General features: G+C 66.7%; 20 protein-coding genes. 12 read left to right on the forward strand and 8 right to left on the reverse strand.

The window, feature by feature from the left end; translation table 11 throughout:
* Nucleotides 1-37 precede the first annotated feature (37 nt).
* The 4 genes from ACFE7K_RS06370 to bla all read left to right on the forward strand — a co-directional run bounded on the left by ACFE7K_RS06370 (nt 38) and on the right by bla (nt 4,008).
* Nucleotides 38-799 (forward strand): SDR family oxidoreductase, encoded by a 762-nt coding sequence (locus tag ACFE7K_RS06370; protein ID WP_375397339.1) that lies wholly within the window; start codon nt 38-40, stop codon nt 797-799.
* Complete coding sequence (locus ACFE7K_RS06375) at nt 796-1,986, forward strand: cytochrome P450 (protein ID WP_375397340.1); 1,191 nt, start codon at nt 796-798, stop codon at nt 1,984-1,986. Before ACFE7K_RS06370 ends, ACFE7K_RS06375 begins: the two co-directional genes overlap by 4 nt.
* A 187-nt stretch (nt 1,987-2,173) precedes the next feature.
* On the forward strand, nt 2,174-3,127 hold the full coding sequence (locus ACFE7K_RS06380; RefSeq protein ID WP_375397341.1) for a LysR family transcriptional regulator: 954 nt from the start codon (nt 2,174-2,176) through the stop codon (nt 3,125-3,127).
* Nucleotides 3,127-4,008 (forward strand): class A beta-lactamase, encoded by an 882-nt coding sequence (bla, locus tag ACFE7K_RS06385; protein ID WP_375397342.1) that lies wholly within the window; start codon nt 3,127-3,129, stop codon nt 4,006-4,008. Before ACFE7K_RS06380 ends, bla begins: the two co-directional genes overlap by 1 nt.
* 7 nt (nt 4,009-4,015) lie before the next feature.
* Here the strand turns inward: bla and ACFE7K_RS06390 are convergent, their stop codons facing one another.
* Both ACFE7K_RS06390 and ACFE7K_RS06395 read right to left on the reverse strand, forming a co-directional pair.
* Nucleotides 4,016-4,462, reverse strand: coding sequence for a DUF1465 family protein (locus tag ACFE7K_RS06390; protein ID WP_375397343.1), 447 nt, complete (start codon nt 4,460-4,462; stop codon nt 4,016-4,018).
* An 83-nt stretch (nt 4,463-4,545) separates the two neighbouring features.
* Nucleotides 4,546-4,743, reverse strand: coding sequence for a DUF465 domain-containing protein (locus ACFE7K_RS06395; protein WP_375397377.1), 198 nt, complete (start codon nt 4,741-4,743; stop codon nt 4,546-4,548).
* Nucleotides 4,744-4,889: 146 nt separating this feature from the next.
* On the opposite strand from ACFE7K_RS06395, the gene ACFE7K_RS06400 reads away from it, so the two are divergent.
* On the forward strand, nt 4,890-5,045 hold the full coding sequence (locus ACFE7K_RS06400; RefSeq protein WP_375397344.1) for a YdcH family protein: 156 nt from the start codon (nt 4,890-4,892) through the stop codon (nt 5,043-5,045).
* A 62-nt stretch (nt 5,046-5,107) separates the two neighbouring features.
* On the opposite strand, the gene ACFE7K_RS06405 is transcribed toward ACFE7K_RS06400, so the two are convergent.
* The 4 genes from ACFE7K_RS06405 to ACFE7K_RS06420 form a co-directional block, all read right to left on the reverse strand.
* Nucleotides 5,108-5,482 carry a PilZ domain-containing protein gene (locus ACFE7K_RS06405; protein ID WP_375397345.1) on the reverse strand — a complete coding sequence of 125 codons (375 nt, stop codon included), beginning with the start codon at nt 5,480-5,482 and terminating at the stop codon, nt 5,108-5,110.
* Between the two features lie 77 nt (nt 5,483-5,559).
* Nucleotides 5,560-6,024, reverse strand: coding sequence for an RNA polymerase-binding protein DksA (gene dksA, locus ACFE7K_RS06410; protein ID WP_375397346.1), 465 nt, complete (start codon nt 6,022-6,024; stop codon nt 5,560-5,562).
* A gap of 638 nt (nt 6,025-6,662) precedes the next feature.
* Entirely contained in the window at nt 6,663-7,199 is a 537-nt protein-coding gene (locus ACFE7K_RS06415; protein WP_375397347.1) for a hypothetical protein, read from the reverse strand.
* Between the two features lie 93 nt (nt 7,200-7,292).
* Entirely contained in the window at nt 7,293-7,526 is a 234-nt protein-coding gene (locus ACFE7K_RS06420) for a hypothetical protein (protein ID WP_375397348.1), read from the reverse strand.
* Nucleotides 7,527-7,535: 9 nt separating this feature from the next.
* Here ACFE7K_RS06420 and serS point away from each other — a divergent pair, with 9 nt between their 5' ends.
* The 4 genes from serS to ACFE7K_RS06440 all read left to right on the forward strand — a co-directional run bounded on the left by serS (nt 7,536) and on the right by ACFE7K_RS06440 (nt 11,361).
* Nucleotides 7,536-8,813 (forward strand): serine--tRNA ligase, encoded by a 1,278-nt coding sequence (gene serS, locus ACFE7K_RS06425; RefSeq protein ID WP_375397349.1) that lies wholly within the window; start codon nt 7,536-7,538, stop codon nt 8,811-8,813.
* The gene (surE, locus tag ACFE7K_RS06430) at nt 8,813-9,577 is read left to right on the forward strand and encodes a 5'/3'-nucleotidase SurE (RefSeq protein ID WP_375397378.1); all 765 of its coding nucleotides are present in this window, start codon (nt 8,813-8,815) and stop codon (nt 9,575-9,577) included. Before serS ends, surE begins: the two co-directional genes overlap by 1 nt.
* 101 nt (nt 9,578-9,678) lie before the next feature.
* A complete protein-coding gene (tyrS, locus tag ACFE7K_RS06435) occupies nt 9,679-10,923 on the forward strand; it encodes a tyrosine--tRNA ligase (protein WP_375397379.1) in 1,245 nt (414 codons plus the stop codon).
* 123 nt (nt 10,924-11,046) lie between these two features.
* Nucleotides 11,047-11,361 (forward strand): PilZ domain-containing protein, encoded by a 315-nt coding sequence (locus tag ACFE7K_RS06440; protein WP_375397350.1) that lies wholly within the window; start codon nt 11,047-11,049, stop codon nt 11,359-11,361.
* Nucleotides 11,362-11,368: 7 nt separating this feature from the next.
* Here the strand turns inward: ACFE7K_RS06440 and recG are convergent, their stop codons facing one another.
* Entirely contained in the window at nt 11,369-13,420 is a 2,052-nt protein-coding gene (gene recG, locus ACFE7K_RS06445) for an ATP-dependent DNA helicase RecG (RefSeq protein ID WP_375397351.1), read from the reverse strand.
* A 131-nt stretch (nt 13,421-13,551) separates the two neighbouring features.
* Between recG and ACFE7K_RS06450 the strand changes: the two genes are divergently transcribed.
* From ACFE7K_RS06450 to ACFE7K_RS06460, 3 genes are all read left to right on the forward strand, one after another.
* Nucleotides 13,552-13,818: a succinate dehydrogenase assembly factor 2 gene (locus ACFE7K_RS06450; protein ID WP_375397352.1), complete on the forward strand. Its 267-nt coding sequence runs from the start codon at nt 13,552-13,554 to the stop codon at nt 13,816-13,818.
* Between the two features lie 115 nt (nt 13,819-13,933).
* Nucleotides 13,934-17,386, forward strand: a complete 3,453-nt coding sequence (mfd, locus tag ACFE7K_RS06455) for a transcription-repair coupling factor (protein ID WP_375397353.1) — start codon at nt 13,934-13,936, stop codon at nt 17,384-17,386.
* Nucleotides 17,387-17,446: 60 nt separating this feature from the next.
* Entirely contained in the window at nt 17,447-17,890 is a 444-nt protein-coding gene (locus tag ACFE7K_RS06460) for a hypothetical protein (protein WP_375397354.1), read from the forward strand.
* Nucleotides 17,891-17,917: 27 nt separating this feature from the next.
* On the opposite strand, the gene ACFE7K_RS06465 is transcribed toward ACFE7K_RS06460, so the two are convergent.
* On the reverse strand, nt 17,918-18,265 hold the full coding sequence (locus ACFE7K_RS06465; RefSeq protein ID WP_375397355.1) for a response regulator: 348 nt from the start codon (nt 18,263-18,265) through the stop codon (nt 17,918-17,920).
* Nucleotides 18,266-18,273: the final 8 nt, after the last annotated feature.

Genomic DNA, 18,273 nt, shown 5'->3' on the forward strand with positions numbered 1-18,273 from the left:
GCGCAATGCGGCGCGTTCACCGGCAAATGGACAAAGCATGCCGATCGACGACCTGAAGACGCTGTTCGTCACCGGTGGCGGTGGGGGAATCGGGCTGGAGATCGGACGGATCTGCGCGCGCCGGGGAATGAACGTCGTGCTCGCCGACATCCATCGCGAGCGGCTGGACGCGACGGTGACGACATTCGACGGGCCGGTACTCGGCATCGTCATGGACGTGTCCTCCTTCGCTGAATGGGCACGCGCGAAGCAAGAGGCGGAGGCGCGGTTCGGCGCGGTGGACCTGCTCGTCAACGGCGCCGCCTTGCCGCCCGGCATGTCGTCGATCCTCGATATGCCCGTTGCCGATTTCGAAACGCGCATCGCCACCAACCTGAGCGGCGTGTTCTATGGCGTGCGCACCTTCGGGGCGAACATGCGCGCACGCGGATACGGCCACATCGTCAACATCGCTTCCGAGGCCGGGCTCGTGCCGATGGCGATGCTGGGCGATTACGGCGCCGCCAAATTCGGCGTCGTCGGCCTGAGCGGAATCCTGCGGATCGAGCTCGCGCCGTCGGGCGTCGGCGTGACGGTGGTGGCGCCCGGCCTTACCCGCTCCAACATGACTGTCGGCATGGGGATGGATGCACGCTACGTCGCCGCCGCGATCGTCGAGGGCGTGCGCGACAATGCCCCATTCATCATCACCCACCCCAACGTGCGCGCAGCGCTCGAAAAGGTACATGCCCGCCAGATTGCCGCGATCGGCGCCCCTGCGCAACCGGGCTATGAAAATGCCAAGACACGCTGGGAATGAGTCTCATGGTCCATTTTGATCCCTATAGCCGCCAACATACCGACGATCCCTATCCCACCTATCGCCGGCTGCGCGCCGAAGCGCCGGTCTATCACAACGAGGAACGCCAGTTCTGGGCGTTGACGCGCTATGACGACGTGCTGGCGGCATTCCGCGACCACCGCCGCTTCATCAGCAGCGAGGGCGTAACCATCGAGCGGATGGGCAAGGGTCTCCCCTACCTCATCACCCGCGATCCGCCCGATCACAGCTGGCACAAGGCGCTGGCGGTCAAGGTGTTCAGCAGCAGGCGGATGGCCCGGCTCGAACCGTTCATCCGCGCGCGCGCGATCGAGTTGATCGAGGCGCTCGCCGACCACGAGGAAGTCGACATATTCAAGGATTTCACGGTGCGACTGCCGCTCGACGTGATTAGCGAACTGATCGACATCCCGCCGGAATACCGGGCTGAAATCCACCATTGGACGTCGCGCTCGCTGTTGCGCGGCGAGGATGGCAGCATGGAGATGATACGCGAGTCGCACGTTAGGCGGCGCGCCATCTATCTCGAGCTGATCGAGGCCCGGCGCCGCCACCCGCGCGAGGATATGATCACCGCGCTGATCGACATGGCCGTAACCGACGAAGTCGGCGCGGTCCATCGCTTCACCAACGAGGAAATCGCCTATCATTTCTCCGAACTCGCGTCGGCAGGGCATGAGACCGTCGCCAAGGCCATTCCCAACGCGTTGCTCGCGCTAGACGAGTTCCCCGACGAACGCGCCAAGATCACCGCCCGACCCGCGCGCATCGGTCACGCGGTCGAGGAGCTGCTCCGCTGGGATGCGCCTTCACAGTTCCAGGGCCGCGCGGCCGCATGCGACGTCACGCTGCACGGCGTCACCATTCCCAAGGGCGACATGGTCATGCTGGTCAACGGATCGGCGACACGCGACGAAACCGCCTTTGCCGATGCCGACCGCGTGGACCTCGACCGCAAACTCGATACCCGCGCGATCCATTTCGGCTTCGGCATCCACAAATGCCTTGGCATCCACCTTGCTCGCGTCGAGCTGCGCATCGCGCTTGAGGAAATGTTCGCGCGCTTTCCCGACCACAAGGTCCATCGCGAACGGGCGAGGCGTGACATTGTCGCCAACGTTCGGGGCGTCAGCGGCCTGCCGATGTCGCCGGGCGCGCATGCCTGAGAGTCTGCGCCGGAACGCGCGGCGCGGGTTTGCGGGCAACCCGCATCACGATCTTGACGTGCGCGGACTTTCCCATGGCCGTTGCCGACAGCAAGCCGTCTTACGGCCGCGCATTTGATGACAATTGGAATGGCAGGGCGTAGCCCTGCCTGACTATGTCATACCTCTCGAGCCTTTGGCGGTCGGCATGAGCGATCTCGACTGGGATCGCCTGCGCGTCTTCCTCCACGTCGCGCGTACGGGACGGCTAAGCGCGGCCGCCGCGCGGCTGAAGTTGAACCACAGCACTGTCGCCCGGCAGATGAGTGCGTTCGAGCAGGAAATCGGGACACGATTGTTCGATCGCTCGCCTCAGGGCATCACGCTGACCAGCAAAGGCGCCGAACTGCTCGTCCATGCCGAACGAATCGAGCAGGAGACGAACCTGCTGATGGCCTGCGTCGCCGGGCATGAGGCGCTGCTGTCCGGAACGGTGCGCATCGCGGTGCCGGAAGCGTTCGGCTGTTTCCTCGTCACGCCCAACCTGCATCGGATGCAGGCGAACCATGCCGACATCAGCATCGAGATGATTCCCGAATCGCGCACCGTCAGCCTGGGACGCCGCGACGCGGATCTAGTCGTATCTACCGTGCGTCCGCGACGTGGACGAATGTTCATCAACAAGCTGGCCGACATGAGCATGGGGCTTTATGGCAGCCAGGCCTATATCGACCGATATGGCGCCCCAGCCTCGATTGACGAGCTCCAGAGCCACCGGTTCGTGGGCTATATCGAGGACTTGCTGGAAAGCGAGGATCACGGGTCGCTGACGCAGATCGTCGATGCTCCGCATGTGGTGTTCCGCAGTAGCTCGATCATCTCGCAGCATAGCGCGGTTCAGGCGGGGATGGGCCTGGGGATGCTGCATGGGTTCGCAACCGGCTTCACCCCGGGTCTCGTTCGTATCCTTCCAGATGAAATCAACGAACCGCGAACCTATTGGCTCACGGTCCATGCCGATCTGCGCCAGATGCCGCGCATCCGGGCAGTGATCCGTTTTCTGCATGACCTGGTCCGGGATCCCGTGCCGCTCCGGGCGCCACTGTCGCGAAACGTGCGTCCGGCACTCTATGCCGCGGCACCGGGGAGGTTGCGCCTGTGATGCTCTCGCGTCGCCGGTTCGTCGCGGGGGGCGCGGCGGCGCTGCTGCCGGCGGCGGCGATGTCGCGTGCCGCATCGTTCATCGCCGGCGTGGCGGCGCTTGAGCGGACGCTCGGCGCCGGGGCGCGAATCGGCGTATGGCTGGTCGACCCGCCGCAACGGCTGGCGGCCGGCCGACGCGCGGACGAGCGCTTCCCGATGTGCAGCACGTTCAAGCTGCTCCTGGCGGGACAGGTGCTGTACCGCGTGGACCGCGGACTGGAGTCGCTCGACCGCATGGTGACGATCCCCCGGGCGGCGATCATCGCCAACTCTCCGGTGAGCAGTGATCATGCCGAGGGCGCCCTGCCCGTCCGCACATTGTGCGAGGCGATGGTTACGCAGAGCGACAATGCCGCGGCCAACCTGCTGCTGGCAACCCTTGGCGGGCCGGCCGGACTGACCCGTCATCAGCGCTCGATCGGCGACCGGCTGACGCGGCTGGACCGCATCGAAACCGACCTGAACGAAGCAGTTCCGGGCGACCCGCGCGATACCAGCACTCCGGCGCAAATGGTGGCCAATCTCCACGGGCTTGCGGCGGGCAACGTGCTGCGTCCCGCATCGAGACAGATCCTGATCGACTGGCTGACGGCCAATCGGACCGGCGGCGAGCGGCTGAAGAAAGGCTTGCCCGCCGGCTGGTCGATCGGGGACAAGACCGGCGCGGGCGATCATGGCAGCAATAATGAGGTCGCCTTGCTGTGGCCGCCCGGGCGCGAGCGGACGCACCCTGCCTTTCTGGCCTGCTATATTACCGGTGGCCGCGGGGAGCCGCTGGCGCGCAATCCGGTCCATGCGGCAATCGGCGCGCTGGCCGCGGCGGCGATCACCGGCGCCTGACCGACGATCAGAACGCCATGGCCAACCGGGCCTGCAGGAGCTGCACGGGGCTGTGGTCGATGACCGGCTCGGCCTGCGCCGTCTCCAGCCGCGCCACGCGACAGTGAAGGTCGAGGCTGGCGAGGATCACCCGGCGTGCGTCGCCCGGCATGGCGGCAAGCACATCGTCCTCGGTCATCGGCGCATCGCCCAGCCGGCGCGACGGATCCAGGGCATCACGCGGCGACAACTCACCGGTGTTAACCGCACGTTGTGTCAGCAGCCAGGCGATGACGTGCATCAACCGGGTCGTCACCTTCAGCGATTCGCAGGAGAAGGTCACCCGGGCCAGCGGGGCCAAAGCATCACGCTCGGCGCGACCGCCCACGTCGAAATACGAGCGCGCCTCGTCGGCGAGCAGCATCGCCTCGGTATAAAGCGAATCCACCACACGCCGAAATATGCCCGATTCCATTGCGCCCTCTGCGATCCCGCGACGATGCCATAACGGTTCGCGGGGCAGATCGCCATGGCCGCTCTTGTCCCGGGAAAAGGCAATCAGGCGATGATATCGGGAATCAGCTGGTCCTCGAGCATCGCGATCTCGTCCTTCAACAGCAGCTTGCGCTTCTTCAGGCGCGCGATGCGCAACTGATCGGCCGATCCGGTCGCGATCAGCGCGGCCAGCGCCGCGTCGAGATCGCGATGGTCGGTCCGTAGAAGGTCAAGCCGCTTGGCGATCTCCGCTTCGTCCACCACCCACCATCCACGCCGCGTGGTCGCAATCAACCGATCGTCGCCAAAACAATGCAACGCGTCGAATCGCAAGCAAAATCGGTGGCGAGTATGATCGGAACGTGATCTACTCGATGTCCCCCCAACGCACTACAGGAGGAGCTTCGATGCAGAACTCGCACCTCTCGGCCCTGGAAACCAAGCACATGGTGCTCGATCGGCAGATCGATGCCGAACGACAGCGGCCGCTTCCTGATACGCGTATCCTGGCGGACCTCAAGAAGCAGAAATTACGGGTGAAGGAGGCGATAGCCGCCTGTTAGCGTCAATGCCGGGACGGACGGCGCGGCGCGTTGTCCGTCGTCGTCGGCCCTTGCTGTACCAATCAGCGCGGCGGTGCGATAATCGTTGGCGGCGCGGCCCGCTTGGCCCGTCCCACCGGCTGGCGAGCCAGCTTCGGGTCGATCAGATGATCGAATGCAATGCCGATTCGGCCGGCGGTGACCCAGGCGATCCGGCCCGAAACCCAGCCGACGCCGCGTACCCCGATTCTGACCGCCGTACCGACATCCGCGACGCCGGCATATTCAGCCATCAGTCCACCCGCCGACAGGTTCCGGATGCGGACCTGGATAACGTCCTCGCCGTCGACCAGGCGAAACTGAGCGGTGAGCAACAGGCTGTCGCGCGACTCCTGGCGACGCAGCGCCGCGTCGTTGTCGGATATCTCAGCAAAAGGGTTTGGGGTAAGCTGATCCATCGTCCGCTCGAGAGGTGATCCGTGCGGTAGCAGCGTAAACGTAAATTCTTGTCGAAAGCGTTAACCCCGCGTTGGCATCAATCCTCGCGGCTGATCTTTTCATGGCGTTCGTGGCGTTCCTGCGCCTCGACCGTCATCGTCGCGATCGGACGGGCCTCCAGCCGACCGAGCGAGATCGGCTCGCCGGTCACCTCGCAATAGCCATATTCGCCTTCGTCGATCCGGCGCAGCGCCGCGTCGATCTTCGAGATGAGCTTGCGTTGGCGGTCGCGCGTGCGCAGTTCGATCGACCAATCGGTTTCGCTCGATGCGCGATCGGTCAGGTCGGCCTCGCGCAGCGACTCGACCTGCAATTGCGACAATGTGGCCTCCGCTTCCTTGAAAATGGCTTCTTTCCATTTCAATAGCTTGTCACGAAAATACGCTTGCTGCCGTGCGTTCATGAACGGCTCGTCCGCGGCGGGTCGATAGCCATCGGCCTCGACGATGCCGCTACTCCTGCTGCTGCCCCCGCCATCCACGCGGTTCAAAGCCGTCGCCATCCCCACTCCTCCGTCACCGTACAAAGCGTTCCCCCACGCCGATTACGCACCCGATGCGAGCGGGCGTATAGCCACGCGGCGACTGCTCCACAAGCAATTGACGATATACGCTTTTGGGAGGCGATGCGTCCTGCCGGTCGCCGGCGCTCGCATAACAGGGGGCGACGCGCATCAGTGTACAACAATGAAACGTTAACTATGCAGCGAAGCCAATAATTAGCGGAAAGTTGATGATGAAGACTATAATGCTGGTTAACGCAATTGAAATTAACAGTTTGTTTCGTCCATGCCGCGATAGCGGTTCCTCAGCTGCGACAGGATCACATCGACTTCGCGGTTGTGGAGCCGAATAAACGAGAGAGTGACGCGATGTCTGTGCGGATGGCCATGGCAAAACTTTGCGCTTGCGCTTGCGGCGGCGCCATTGTCGGCGGCGGCGCGGTCAAGGTCGCGGAGGGCTCAAGCGCCCGCTCGGGTTACGCCAAGACCTACAAGAAGCGCGTGGTGCGCCGTACCACGGTGGCTTCGGCGGCCCGCCGGACCGGCGTGCGCCGGGTCGTCACGCGGACGACGGCGTCCTGCCCGCCGGCGGTCGTCACGGTGACGACCGCCGGCACGCCAATCCCCCTGCCCCCTGCTTATGCGGGCGTCGGCTCCAGCGGCGAGGTGCCGGTGGTCGGCGGCGGTGGTGGCTTTTCGACCGTGGTCGGCGGCAGCGGCGGCTTTGGCGGTGGCGGATTTTTCGTCGGGGGCTTCGGCGGCGGGGGCGGGTCGAGCGGCGGCAGCGTGGTGATTTCCTCGACATCGTCGACCAGCGGCGGATCGACCTCGACCTCCAGCGGCGGGTCGGGCGGGTCGTCTTCCTCGACATCCACCGGCGGGTCGTCGACCTCAACCGGGGGATCGTCGACATCGAGTTCGACCGGCGGGTTCTCGTCGGGGAGCACCTCTTCCTCCTCGTCGGGCAACGTCTCGTCGGCCTCGGGCGGATCGAGCGGCGCCGTCTCGTCGTCGTCCTCGGGCAATGTCTCGTCCGCATCCAGCGGCGACGTTTCATCGTCGTCGAGCTCCAGCGGCAACGTCTCGTCGTCTACCTCATCTTCATCCTCATCCTCATCCTCATCGTCGTCGTCCTCGTCGGGAAACGTCGCATCGTCGACGTCGAGTTCCTCCAACGGTTCGAGCAGCTCGACCTCGACATCGTCCTCCAGCTATGGCTCGTCGAGCAAGGGCTGGAGCTCGAACGGGGGCTGGTCGTCCAATGGCGGCTACAGCTCGACCGGCAGCTCGGGAAGCACCGGATCGACCGGCGGCCCGCCCGCCCCGGTGCCGGCGCCGCCGATGATCTTCCTGTTCGGCGGCGCTGCTGCCGCGTTGGTGGCGCGCAAGCGGCTGGCAAGGCGAACGACGATCGCCGCCTGACCTGCCGGCGGCACGCACCGCGTCGTGCCGGGTCCAGGTCGCACGGCGCGCGGGTTGCGCGGCGGGGTCGGCGCCGCCATAGGCCGGCAATGCACGACATCCGCCTGATCCGCAACGATCCCGCCGGGTTCGATACGGCACTCGCGCGCCGCGGCGTTGCCCCGATCGCCGCCGGGCTGATCGCGCTCGACGAACGCCGTCGCGCGACCGCCACCGAGCTTCAACTGGGGCAGGCACGCCGCAACGAGGCATCCAAGGCGATCGGGGCGGCCCGGACAGCAAAGGACGAGGGCGTCGCGGCGGCATTGATGGCCGAGGTCGCCGGGCTGAAGGCGCGCCTGCCCACGTTGGAAGCGGAGGAGCGGGAATTGGCGACGGCGCTCGACGCGCGGCTTGCGATCCTGCCCAATCTGCCTCTGGCCGACGTTCCTGATGGTGCCGACGAAGAGGAAAATGCGCTGGTCGCCACCCATGGCGAGCCGCCTGCCTTCACCTTCGAGGCCCGGGAGCATGACGCGATCGGCCCGGCGCTGGGCCTCGATTTTTCTCGGGGCGTGGCCCTGTCCGGGGCACGCTTCACGTTGGTTCGGGGTGCCGCAGCCCGGCTGCACCGCGCCCTGGGCCAGCTGATGATCGACCGGCTGACCGGCCGGCACGGCTATGAATTGGTTGTGCCGCCGCTGCTGGTGCGCGACGAAATCGTGTTCGGCACCGGCCAGCTGCCCAAGGCGGCGGACGACATGTTCCGTACCACCGAAGGCCATTGGCTGATCCCCACCGCCGAGGTGTCGCTGACCAATATCGTCCGCGAATCGATCCTGGCCGAGGACGAGCTGCCGCTGCGGCTGACCGCGCTGACGCCGTGCTTCCGGTCCGAAGCGGGCGCCGCCGGTCGCGACACGCGCGGCTTCATCCGCCAGCACCAGTTCGAAAAGTGCGAGATGGTCTCGATCACCACGCCCGACCGATCGGAGGCCGAGCACGAGCGGATGACGCAATGCGCGGAAGGCATCCTCGCCGCGCTGGAATTGCCGTTCCGCCGGATGAAATTGTGCACCGGCGACATGGGGTTCACCGCCGCGCGTACCTATGACCTCGAAGTCTGGCTGCCCGGCCAGGCACGGTATCGCGAGATTTCAAGTTGTTCGACCTGCACCGACTTCCAGGCGCGGCGGATGAACGCGCGCTATCGCCCGACCGGCGAAAAGGCGACGCGGTTCGTCCATACACTCAACGGATCGGGGCTGGCGGTCGGGCGGACGCTGGTTGCGGTGCTGGAAAATTACCAGCAGGCCGACGGATCGGTCGCGGTGCCGACCGTGTTGTTGCCGTATCTGGGCGGCGCCGACCGGCTGGAACCCGCATGATGCGCATCCTGCTGTGCAATGACGACGGCATCCATGCCAAGGGTCTCGCCGTGCTGGAAAGGCTGGCGCGGACTTTCAGCGACGACGTGTGGATCGTGGCGCCCGCCGACGAGCAATCGGGCAAGGGCCGATCGTTGACGCTGTCGCAGCCGGTCCGGCTGCGCCGGTTCGACGATCGCCGCTTTTCGGTCAGCGGCACGCCGACCGACGCGGTGATGATGGCCTTGGGCGAGGTGATGAAGGACCACCGCCCCGACCTCATCATGTCCGGCGTCAATCGCGGCGCCAACCTCGGCGAGGACGTATTCTATTCGGGCACCGTCGGCGCGGCGATGGAAGGCACGCTGGCGGGCATCCGCGCGATCGCGCTCAGCCAGCGCTATCGCGAGGCGGCGGCCGGCGACGACGTCGATTTCGGCGCCGCGGAGCAATGGGGAGAGCGCGTGCTGCGACCCCTGCTCGATGCTCGATGGGCACCGGGGACGCTGATCAACGTCAATTTCCCGCCGGTCGACTCACTCGAGGTCAAGGGCATCCGCGTCGTTCATCAGGGATTGCGCGACTATGGCCGGCAAAAGGTCGTACGGCGCGACGATCCGCGCGGCTTTGCCTATTATTGGATGGGGCTCGGCAAGGTGCCGCACACACCGGTCGCCGATACCGATCTCGAGGCGATCGCCTTGGACTATATCACGCTGACGCCGCTCCATATGGACCTGACGCATCGCGAGTCGCTGGAGCTGCTTACGGCCCTATATCGCTGAGAGTCTGTTTGCGGTGTAGAACACGGCTTGCGTTTAAATAACTTCGCGCGCCGCGCGCCGGGGTGACGATGCAGGCGATCCTTGCTACCCGCCGCGCGATCATGCCCGATTATTCCTCGCCCCTGCTTTGCCTGCTCGACGAGCGCGGCTATATCCATCAGCTGAGCGACGCTGCCGGGCTCGATGCGCTAGCCACGGCACAGATCGTTCCCGGCTATATCGGGTTCGACGCCACCGCGCCGTCGCTCCATGTCGGCAGCCTGGTGCAGATCATGCTGCTGCGCCGGCTGCAGCAATCGGGGCACAAGCCGATCGTGCTGATGGGCGGCGGGACGAGCAAGGTCGGCGATCCCAGCTTCAAGGACGAGGCGCGCAAGCTGCTGGGCGCGGAGACCATCACTGCCAACATTGCCTCGATCCGCCGTATCTTCGAACGTTTCCTGACCTTCGCACCCGAAGGTAAAGAGGGGGGCCAGACCGACGCGGTGATGGTCGACAATGCCGAGTGGCTGGACAAGCTCGAATACCTGCCGTTTCTGCGCGACATCGGCCGGCATTTCTCGGTCAATCGGATGCTTGGATTCGACTCGGTCAGGCTGCGGCTCGACCGCGAGCAATCGCTGTCCTTCCTCGAATTCAACTACATGATCCTGCAAGGCTACGACTTCCTCGAACTGTCCCGGCGGTTCGGCTGCCGGTTGCAGATGGGCGGGTCCGATCAATGGGGTAACATCGTCAACGGCGTCGATCTCGGCCGCCGTGTCGACGGGACGGATCTGTATGCGGTCACCACGCCGCTGATCACCAACGCCGACGGATCGAAGATGGGCAAGACGGTATCGGGCGCGGTATGGCTGCACGAGGACCAATTGCCGCATTATGACTATTGGCAATTCTGGCGGAACACCGATGATCGGGATGTCGGGCGGTGGCTCCGGCTGTTTACCGACCTGCCGCTTGACGAGATCGCCCGGCTGGAGATGCTCGAAGGGGCCGAGATCAACCAGGCGAAGATCGTCCTGGCCAACGAGGCGACGGCAATGTGTCGCGGCGAACAGGCCGCGCGCGACGCCGCGGAGACTGCGCGGAGGACCTTCGAGGAGGGCGCGGCCGGCGACAGGCTGCCGATGCTGGCGACCGCTGCACCGATCGGTATCGTCGATGCGCTGGTCGGGCTGGGCTTTTGCGCGTCGAAGGGCGAGGCGCGGCGCCTGATCGCCGGCGGCGGTGCGCGCATCGCCGGGGACAAGGTCGGCGAGGATGCGATCATCACGCCGGGCGATCCGCCCGTCCGCGTTTCGGCGGGCAAGAAGCTTCACGGGCTGGTAGCGCTGCCGCCGGGTTGAAGGTCAGCGATTCCGGTGGGTTGCAGCGCCCGCGTAGATGACGGCAACTGCTCGTTAAACATGTTTTTTTTCCGCCTCTTCACGTCGTCGCCATAGACGTGGCGGCAACAGGGGAAGGATCGCATGGCCGCGGCTGGATCCGCCTATGACAAGCGCGTGGCGGCGCGCGACGAGGTGCATTATCGCACGCGCGGCACGGCCGCGGGCGGGCGGATCGTCGATCTGCTGATCGTCAACCTCTCCGCTCAGGGCCTGATGGCGCGCAGCGAGGCGCAGCTGGCGGTCGGCGAACGCCTGATCATCACCCTCCCCGTCATCGGCATGGTCACGGCCGAGCTACGCTGGTCGCTCGGGGGACGAATCGGCTGCGAGCTCGACCGGCCGATCGAGCTGGCCAGCTATTACGACCTGCTGTCGGTGCTCGTGCGCGGCCGCTGAAAGCGTGTCAGCCCGATCGCAGCAACGCCACCCCGGCGTCACGATCGAACAGATACAGCGCCACCCGCGCCGCCCGCCCGCGCGGCCCGGCCAGCCCGCCGTCGCGGTCGATCAGCAATCGTGTGTCGTCATTCGCCACCGGCAACAGTTCGCCGAGCTGGTCGGCGGCGGCCAGCCGGAACATCGCCTCGCCCGATTGCCGGGTACCGAGCAGTTCGCCGGCGCCGCGCAGCCGCAGGTCCTCCTCGGCGATGCGAAAGCCGTCATTGGTCGCGCGCATCAGCGCCAGCCGCGCCCGCGATGTCTCGCTCAACGCAGTGCCGCGCACCAGCAGGCAGCGTGACAGCGCGCTCCCCCGCCCCACCCGCCCGCGCAGCTGGTGCAGCTGCGCCAGGCCGAAGCGGTCGGCATGTTCGATGACGATCAGCGTCGCGTTGGCGACGTCGACACCGACCTCTATAACCGTCGTCGCGACCAGCACGCCCAGGTCGCCGCCGGCGAACCGCGCCATCACTGCCTCCTTGTCGGCGGGTTTCATCCGGCCATGGACCAGCCCGACGCGGTCCCCGAACCTGGTCCTGAGCGCCGTCGCGCGCGCTTCCGCGGCGGCCAGGTCGGAGGTCGCGCTTTCCTCGACCAGCGGGCACACCCAATAAGCCTGGCCGCCGGCATCGAGATGACGGCCAAGCGCGGCGACGATCTCCGCCAGCCGTTCCTCGGCCATCACCAACGTCTCGATCGGCTGGCGCCCGGGGGGCATCTCGTCGAGCCGGCTGACGTCCATCTCGCCATATTGCGCCAGGGTCAGGGTGCGCGGGATCGGCGTCGCGGTCATCGCCAGCAAATGGGGCGGGCGCTCGCTCTTGGCCTGGAGCAGCATGCGTTGGGCGACCCCGAAGCGATGCTGCTCGTCGACCACGACCAGCCCGAGCTGCTTGTAGCCGACCGCTTCCTGAAAGATGGCGTGCGTGCCCACCAGGATGTCGATCTCGCCCGAAGCCAGCCCCATTAACGTCGATTCGCGCGCCCTGCCCTTGTCGCGCCCGGTCAGCGCCGCCACCGTCACCGGCAGTCCCGCCAGGATGCGCCGGAGCGTGTCGTAATGCTGCCGAGCCAGGATCTCGGTCGGCGCCAGCAACGCGCCCTGCGCGCCCGCTTCGACCGCGGCGAGCAACGCCATCGTCGCCACCAGGGTCTTGCCCGATCCGACATCGCCTTGCAGCAGCCGCAGCATCGGCGCCGACTGGGCAAGGTCGCCCTCGACCTCGCGGATCGCGCGGGTCTGTGCCGCGGTCGGCGCATAAGGCAGGCTGAGCGCGTCGCGCAGCCGGCCGTCCCCCTGCAACGCCCGGCCGCGCCGCGCGCGTGATGACGCGCGGACCAGCGCCAGCGCGAGCTGGTTGGCGAACAGCTCGTCATAAGCGAGCCGGTCGCGCGCCGCGGTGTCGCCCGAATCGGCATGGGCACGGACCAGGGCGTCACGCCAATCGGGCCAGCCGCGTGCGGCCTTAAGCCCCGGCTCGATCCACTCGGGAAGCTCGGGCGCACGCTCGATCGCCTGCTGCACCATCGCGCCCAGCCGTCGCGAGGTCAGCCCCTCGGACAGGGGATAGATCGCCTCGCGCGCGCGAAAGCCTTCTCCGGCATCGGCGAGGTCGGGGTGGATGATCTGCAATTCCTGGCCATATTGCTCCAGCTTGCCCGATACGCCGCGCGGCTCGCCGAGCGGGAGCAGCTTGCGCACCCAGCCCGACGACCCGCCGAAATAGACCAGGCTGACGTAATTGCCGCGGGCGTCGGTCGCCTGGACCCGGGTTGGCCCGCGCCCCGCGCTCGCCCGGAACTCGCGCGGGGTCAGCGTGATCGAAATCGTCCGGCCGGCATCGGCCATGTCGAGCTCGACGCGCGGTATGCGGTCGACGAACCCGGTCGGCAGATGGAACGCCACGTCCACCACGCGTGCCAGCCCCAGGCGCTCGAGCGGCCTGGCCAGGCCTGGCCCCACGCCCTTCAGCGCGGTGACCTCGGCAAACAACGGGTTGAGGATATCGGGGCGCATGGCTATCTGGCGATTACTATGTTTCAGCCCAAGCTGAAACGTGGCGGTGCTGGCACCGTGATTGAACAAGCGCCGACGGTTGCCCCAGGGCACCGCCGGCCGATCGGCGTTGACCGGAAGGCACCGAATCCATGGATCGCGACATCCGCCTGAAGCGTCTGCGCTTCCGCGCCTGGCACCGCGGCGTCAAGGAGGCCGACCTGATGGTCGGCGGGTTCTTCGACGCTCATTCGGCGGGCTGGAACGATGCCGAGATGGCATGGTTCGAAGCATTCATCGAGGAACAGGACGTCGACATCATGGCCTGGGCGATGAGCGTGCAGGCGGTGCCCGACCGCTGGCAGGGGCCGATGATGGAGGCGTTCGCAACGCTGACCTACGTACCGATCGCGCGATGACCCGCTTTCCTGTCGAGGAGGGTGCCAAGAGTCAGTACGGAAACTCGCGAAAGAGCGAGCTTCTGTGCGGTGCCAAAACGTGCCCTCGGCACGTTTTCAAAGAGACTCCAAAAGAATGACCGACCCGCGCCAAATCCTCTCGGCCCAGGCTCCGCTTACCCTGGCCGGCGTGCCTGCGGGGTTCCTGCCGGTGCTGCTCGCCGACCTCGCGCGCGCAGCGCCGTCGCGGGCGGTGTTGATCGCCTCCGACGAGGCGGAAATGCGCAGCATCGCCGCGACCATCGGCTTCTTCGCGCCCGAGCTTGAGGTGCTGACCTATCCCGCCTGGGATTGCCTGCCTTACGACCGTGCCTCGCCGACCTTGCGGATCATGGCCGAGCGGCTGGCCACGCTTCACCGGCTGCAGGCAAGACCCGCCGGTCCCCAATTGCTGGTCACCACCGCCAATGCCGCGATCCAGCGGACGCTGACCTCGTTCCGCATCCGCCAGCTGGTCGCGCGGCTCGCCCCCGGCGAGCGGATCGGGCGCGACCGCGTCGCGGCCTTGCTGGCTGCCAACGGCTATATGCGGACCGACACCGTCCACGATCAGGGCGAGTTCGCCGTTCGCGGCGGGCTGGTCGACCTGTTCCCGAGCGGGGAGGATCAGGCGCTGCGGCTCGACTTCTTCGGTGACGAGATCGAAAGCGTCCGCACGTTCGATCCCGCCGACCAGCGGACGACCGGGCGGGTCGACGCCGTCACGCTGTTGCCGGCATCGGAGGCACTGCTCGACAGCGACTCGATCAAGCGTTTCCGTACCCGCTATCGAGAGATCTTCGGCGCGACCGCGACCGGCGATCCCCTGTACCAGGCGATCAGCGAGGGACGCCGGCTGGCGGGCATGGAGCATTGGCTGCCGCTGTTCGAGGAGCGGCTGGAGACGTTGTTCGACCATATCGGTGGCGACGCGCTGGTGCTGCGCGACAGCGGCGCCGCGCAGGCGGCCGAGCAACGGCTCGAATCCGTCACCGACTATCACGCCAATCGCGTCAAGGCGCAGTCGTCCGATCCCGGCAGCTATCGACCGCTGCCGGCCGACGCGCTATACCTGACAAGCGACGATTATGCCCGGTGGCTGAGCGCATGCCGCGCGCATCTGACAACGCCGTTCCATGAACCGCCGAGCGCGACGGTGATCAATTTCGAGGTCGACGGGCCCCGCGACTTCGCCCCCGAGCGGGCGCAGGGCGTCAACATCTATGACGCGGTCGTCGAGCATCTTGACCAGCTGCGCAAGGACGGCCGCAAACCGATCCTGGCCAGCTATTCCACGGGATCGCGCGATCGGCTGGCCGGGTTGCTGAGGGACCATGGCGCGGACGGCCTGGCGCTGGTCGACAGCTGGCAGCAGGCGCAGGCGACTGCGCCGCGAGGAGCGGCGATCGTCGTCCTGCCGCTCGATCATGGCTTCATCGCGCCCGATGTCGCGCTGCTGACCGAACAGGACATGCTTGGCGACCGGCTGGTCCGCCGCATTCGCCGCCGGAAATCGGCCGATGCCTTCCTCGCGGAACTCGCGACCCTGTCGCCCGGCGACCTGGTGGTCCACGCCGATCACGGCATCGGCCGCTATGAAGGGCTGACCCAAATTCCGGTGCAGAAGGCCCCCCACGATTGCGTTGCGCTGACCTATGCCGGCGGCGACAAGCTCTACGTGCCGGTCGAGAATCTCGAGGTCCTGACGCGCTATGGTGGCGACGAGGGAGGCACGCTCGACCGGCTGGGCGGCGAGGCGTGGCAGCGGCGCAAGAGCCGCATGAAGGAACGCATCCGCGAGATCGCCGGCGACTTGATTGCCACTGCCGCCCAGCGTGCGCTGCGCCACGCCGATGTCGCCGAACCCGATGCCGCGGGCTACCCCGCCTTTGTCGATCGCTTTCCCTATCAGGAAACCGAGGACCAGGATTGCGCGATCCGCGACGCGCTCGACGATCTGGCGGCAGGCAAGCCGATGGACCGGCTGATCGTCGGCGACGTTGGTTTCGGCAAGACCGAGGTCGCGTTGCGCGCCGCGTTCGTCGCGGCAATGGCCGGGGTGCAGGTCGCCGTGGTCGCCCCCACGACGCTGCTCGCGCGCCAGCATTACAACAATTTCGTCGCGCGTTTCGAAGGTTTTCCGCTCAAGATCGGCCGCCTGTCGCGGCTGGTCGGGGCAGCCGAGGCAAGGAGCGTGCGCGATGGGCTGGCCAGCGGTATTGTCGACATCGTCATCGGCACGCACGCGATCCTGGCCAAATCGGTCGAGTTCAAGCGGCTGGGGCTGGTCGTCGTCGACGAGGAACAGCGTTTCGGCGTCACCCACAAGGAACGGCTGAAGGCGTTGAAGACCGACGTCCACGTCCTCACGCTGACCGCGACCCCGATCCCGCGAACGCTGCAGATGGCGATGAGCGGCCTGCGCGAATTGTCGGTCATCCAGACCCCGCCGGTCGATCGCCTGGCGATACGGACCTATGTCATCCCGTGGGATCCGGTCGTGCTGCGCGAGGCATTGCTGCGCGAACATTATCGCGGCGGCCAGAGCTTCTTCGTGACGCCCCGGATCAAGGACCTGCCCGATATCGAGGAGTTCCTGACCCGGCAGGTGCCCGAAGTGCGCTATGTCGTGGCGCATGGCCAGATGGCGCCCAGCCAGGTCGAGGAACGGATGAGCGCGTTCTACGACCGGAAGTTCGAGGTGCTGGTATCGACGACCATCGTCGAAAGCGGGCTGGACATCCCGTCGGCCAACACGATGATCGTCCACCGCGCCGACCGGTTCGGCCTGGCCCAGCTTTATCAGCTCCGGGGCCGCGTGGGCCGGTCGAAGACACGCGCTTATGCCTATATGACGACGCCGCCCAACCGGATCGTGACCGAGACCGCCGAAAAGCGGCTGAAGGTGCTGAGCGATCTCGACACGATCGGCGCGGGGTTCCAGCTGGCGAGCCACGACCTGGACATTCGCGGCGCCGGCAACCTGCTCGGCGACGAGCAGTCGGGGCACATTCGCGAGGTCGGCTACGAACTCTATCAGTCGATGCTGGAGGAGGCGATCATGGACGCCCGGGCCGGCGGGCTGGCGGCGCGGCCGCGCGACTTCTCGCCGCAGATCACGGTCGACGCGGCGATCATGATCCCCGAGGATTATGTCCCCGACCTCGACCTGCGCATGGGGCTGTACCGCCGGCTCAACGATCTCGATGACCAGGCGGGGATCGAGGCCTTCGCCGCCGAGATGATCGACCGCTTCGGCGCCCTGCCGGATCCCACCGCCAACCTGGTCAAGGTGATCGAGATCAAGCTCAACGCGCGCAAGGCCTGTGTCGCCAAGATCGATGTCGGGGCCCGGGGCGCACTCGTCAGCTTCCACGACGACAAGCCGCCCAATGTCGAGGGACTGCTCGCCTATGTCGACCGGCTGAACGGCGTGGCCAAGCTGCGCCCCGACAGCAAGCTGGTGATCGCGCGCGCCTGGGCCGATCCGGCGGCGCGGCTGAACGGCGCGCTCCAGCTGTCGCGCGGGCTGGCCAGGGCTGCGGGTTGACGCCTTCCGGTCCGGGCGGTTAGCTTTGCTCGATAGCGGGGGGATGGAATGACGATCAGGGTGACATCGTTGGCCGTCCTGGGCCTGATGGCGGGATGCGGCGGGACCGACGGCAATGCGGTGGCGAGCGCCGCGCCGGGCGCGGCGGCTCCCGTGGGCCAGGGCCTGGTCGATTGCGCGCCGGCCAAGGGCGCGCTGACGCGACAGGTCGTCACCGGCTATATCGATTCCGCCGAACAGGGCCTGCTCGACGGCAGTTCCAGCAGGCCGCAGGCGCTCGTGCTCGATTTTCAGACCGTCGACATCGGACCGTCGCTGGTCGCCGGCGCCGACCAGTTCGCCAACCGCATCCGTTGCGGCAGCTATGCCGAGGTGACCGTCCGCTATACTCGCCGGGAGACCTGGGGCGACGCCGTCAAGACGGTGCCGGTCGGCTATAAATATTGGTTCTATCCCGACGAACGTGGCGATTGGTCGGCGGTCGGCCTGGGGGCGGCCGATTAGAGCGGCGCCGAAGGCGGCATCCTTTCCTCAGCCAAGCCCCGCCAGCGCCCGTTCGACGCCGTCCATCGTATAGGGCTTGGCGAGCCGCGGCGCATCGCGATGCGCGTCGACGGCTTCGGAACCGCCGCTCGACAGGATGAAGGGAATGCCTCGGGCGGCGAGCGCGTCGGCCACGGGCCAGGACTTCTCGCCCCCGCTCAGGTTCACGTCGAGGATTGCGGCGTCGATCGCCTCGCCGGTGATCGTCGCGAGCGCGCCGGCGACGGTGTCGCACGTCGCGACATGCGTGCGATCGAGCGCCTCCAGGAAATCTTCCAGCAGCATCGCGATCAACGGCTCGTCCTCGACGATCAGAATACGCTGGGGAAACGGCATTGCCCGCT

Origin of the sequence: uncultured Sphingomonas sp. (assembly GCF_964244265.1) — a bacterium.
Lineage (GTDB): Bacteria > Pseudomonadota > Alphaproteobacteria > Sphingomonadales > Sphingomonadaceae > Sphingomonas.

Excerpts from the sequence above, each read along its gene's own strand:
- ACFE7K_RS06370 (WP_375397339.1), top strand. The coding sequence starts at position 38 with ATGCCGATCGACGACCTGAAGACGCTGTTCGTCACCGGTGGCGGTGGG.
- ACFE7K_RS06375 (WP_375397340.1), top strand. The coding sequence starts at position 796 with ATGAGTCTCATGGTCCATTTTGATCCCTATAGCCGCCAACATACCGAC.
- ACFE7K_RS06380 (WP_375397341.1), top strand. The coding sequence starts at position 2,174 with ATGAGCGATCTCGACTGGGATCGCCTGCGCGTCTTCCTCCACGTCGCG.
- bla (WP_375397342.1), top strand. The coding sequence starts at position 3,127 with ATGCTCTCGCGTCGCCGGTTCGTCGCGGGGGGCGCGGCGGCGCTGCTG.
- ACFE7K_RS06390 (WP_375397343.1), bottom strand. The coding sequence starts at position 4,462 with ATGGAATCGGGCATATTTCGGCGTGTGGTGGATTCGCTTTATACCGAG.
- ACFE7K_RS06400 (WP_375397344.1), top strand. The coding sequence starts at position 4,890 with ATGCAGAACTCGCACCTCTCGGCCCTGGAAACCAAGCACATGGTGCTC.
- ACFE7K_RS06405 (WP_375397345.1), bottom strand. The coding sequence starts at position 5,482 with ATGGATCAGCTTACCCCAAACCCTTTTGCTGAGATATCCGACAACGAC.
- dksA (WP_375397346.1), bottom strand. The coding sequence starts at position 6,024 with ATGGCGACGGCTTTGAACCGCGTGGATGGCGGGGGCAGCAGCAGGAGT.
- ACFE7K_RS06420 (WP_375397348.1), bottom strand. The coding sequence starts at position 7,526 with ATGGCGGCGCCGACCCCGCCGCGCAACCCGCGCGCCGTGCGACCTGGA.
- serS (WP_375397349.1), top strand. The coding sequence starts at position 7,536 with ATGCACGACATCCGCCTGATCCGCAACGATCCCGCCGGGTTCGATACG.
- surE (WP_375397378.1), top strand. The coding sequence starts at position 8,813 with ATGCGCATCCTGCTGTGCAATGACGACGGCATCCATGCCAAGGGTCTC.
- tyrS (WP_375397379.1), top strand. The coding sequence starts at position 9,679 with ATGCCCGATTATTCCTCGCCCCTGCTTTGCCTGCTCGACGAGCGCGGC.
- ACFE7K_RS06440 (WP_375397350.1), top strand. The coding sequence starts at position 11,047 with ATGGCCGCGGCTGGATCCGCCTATGACAAGCGCGTGGCGGCGCGCGAC.
- recG (WP_375397351.1), bottom strand. The coding sequence starts at position 13,420 with ATGCGCCCCGATATCCTCAACCCGTTGTTTGCCGAGGTCACCGCGCTG.
- ACFE7K_RS06450 (WP_375397352.1), top strand. The coding sequence starts at position 13,552 with ATGGATCGCGACATCCGCCTGAAGCGTCTGCGCTTCCGCGCCTGGCAC.
- mfd (WP_375397353.1), top strand. The coding sequence starts at position 13,934 with ATGACCGACCCGCGCCAAATCCTCTCGGCCCAGGCTCCGCTTACCCTG.
- ACFE7K_RS06465 (WP_375397355.1), bottom strand. The coding sequence starts at position 18,265 with ATGCCGTTTCCCCAGCGTATTCTGATCGTCGAGGACGAGCCGTTGATC.